The sequence below is a fragment of the Microcoleus sp. Pol12B4 genome, from assembly GCF_036701385.1.
In the GTDB taxonomy this organism is placed as follows: Bacteria; Cyanobacteriota; Cyanobacteriia; order Cyanobacteriales; family Microcoleaceae; genus Microcoleus.
In genome coordinates this window covers 1-1296 of record NZ_JAUBQR010000452.1, presented here as the reverse complement: position 1 = coordinate 1296, position 1296 = coordinate 1, and the positions used below count along the sequence as shown (strand labels likewise).

Here is a 1296-nt window from a genome sequence, read left to right as displayed (position 1 = left end):
ATTATGGCAGAATACCGCCAAATAGAATACCGCATCGGCAAAGACGGCAAAATTACCGAAACCGTCCTCAACGCCACCGGTTCGAGTTGCACCGAAACCACCGCCGGAATTGAAAAAGCCCTCGGAAAAGTAGAATCTCAAGACTTGCTGCCAGAATACTACCAAGGCGAAGAAAACTTGAGCGTTGAACAAACGCAGACTTTAAAACAAGTTTAGAAGAGTTAACAATGTTCTATCTTCTCGGTGCAACAGTTGATGTAACAACAGTGCCTGCCTTCAGCTTCGCGCTAGCTATCGGGGGCATTTTTCTAATTTTAGTCTACGTTTATGCTGCATCTGAGGCGGGAGATGCGATCGAGTTTAAGTACGATACAATTCTGCGGGAACGCATGAATCAGCTAGACATTCTCGATTGGCAAGACTTAGGCGAAAAAGCAGGCTTAAGTCGCTACGGGGTACGTTTAGTGCGGCAGGGAGACGTGGGAAAACTCACGCTAGACCAACTGAGGCGACTGGCAACAGTGCTGAATTTGAATTTCCAAGAGTTCGATCGTACTTTGCTCGCACTGCCAATATCCGCTACAATCACAACTGATCCCAGCGAAATAGAAGAATTGAGGCAGCAGTGTTTCCGGCTGCGGGAAGAATTGCAGCAGCAAAAAGCTCAACTAACTGCCGATTTTCGCCGCGCTACCTTTGAACAGTTGCAAACTTTGTTAACCAACTATCCTGCCGCCCGCAAAATGGCAGAAGCCAAGCCGGATATGCCCGCCAAAAATCTCTCAGCTTTGTTTACTCCCTTAGAAAATCTCTTGTCAAGTTGGGATTTTGAAATGATTGGTTCTGCGTGGGAACAAACTGCTTACAATCCGCAGTTGCACCAGCCGGATGTTGAGGATATAAGAGAAGGAGAATTAGTTTATATTCGGTTTGTCGGCTATCGAGAGGGAGAGCGAATTCTTACTCCTGCTAAAGTTAGTCGCACCCTTCCAGCGGGAATGAAAAATTAAATTTTAAATTTTAAATCAACATGACTACAGTTGCCATTGACTTCGGCACCAGCAATACGGTTGTCTGCATTCTTAACCCGGATACGAAAACACCAGAAACTTTGAGATTGGGCGAGATGTCCCGCATTTTTAAAACGAATAACTCGAGCGGAGAGGTGCGAGAAATATCTGTAGTTCCGACTTTAGTATTTGTGAAAAATGCCGGAGAGTTGGTGTTGGGAGAAAAAGTGCGATCGCAGCGTTTGGGGCAATCCCAGCCAGACCGCTTTTTCAAAGCTTTTAAACG

At 45.8% G+C, this 1296-nt stretch carries 2 protein-coding genes and 1 pseudogene; all 3 read left to right on the top strand.

The features are described 5' to 3' along the window. A partial coding sequence (locus QUA38_RS28990) for a DUF2997 domain-containing protein (protein ID WP_333167981.1) occupies positions 1 to 216 on the top strand: 216 nt, incomplete at its 5' end. An 11-nt stretch (positions 217 to 227) separates the two neighbouring features. After that, a complete protein-coding gene (locus tag QUA38_RS28985) occupies positions 228 to 1010 on the top strand; it encodes an XRE family transcriptional regulator (RefSeq protein ID WP_333167978.1) in 783 nt (260 codons plus the stop codon). 20 nt (positions 1011 to 1030) lie between these two features. Then, positions 1031 to 1296: pseudogene (locus QUA38_RS28980) on the top strand (Hsp70 family protein); the annotation flags it as partial.

Bases quoted from the DNA above. Each gene is read 5' to 3' on its own strand.
- QUA38_RS28985 (WP_333167978.1), top strand. From the start codon at position 228: ATGTTCTATCTTCTCGGTGCAACAGTTGATGTAACAACAGTGCCTGCC.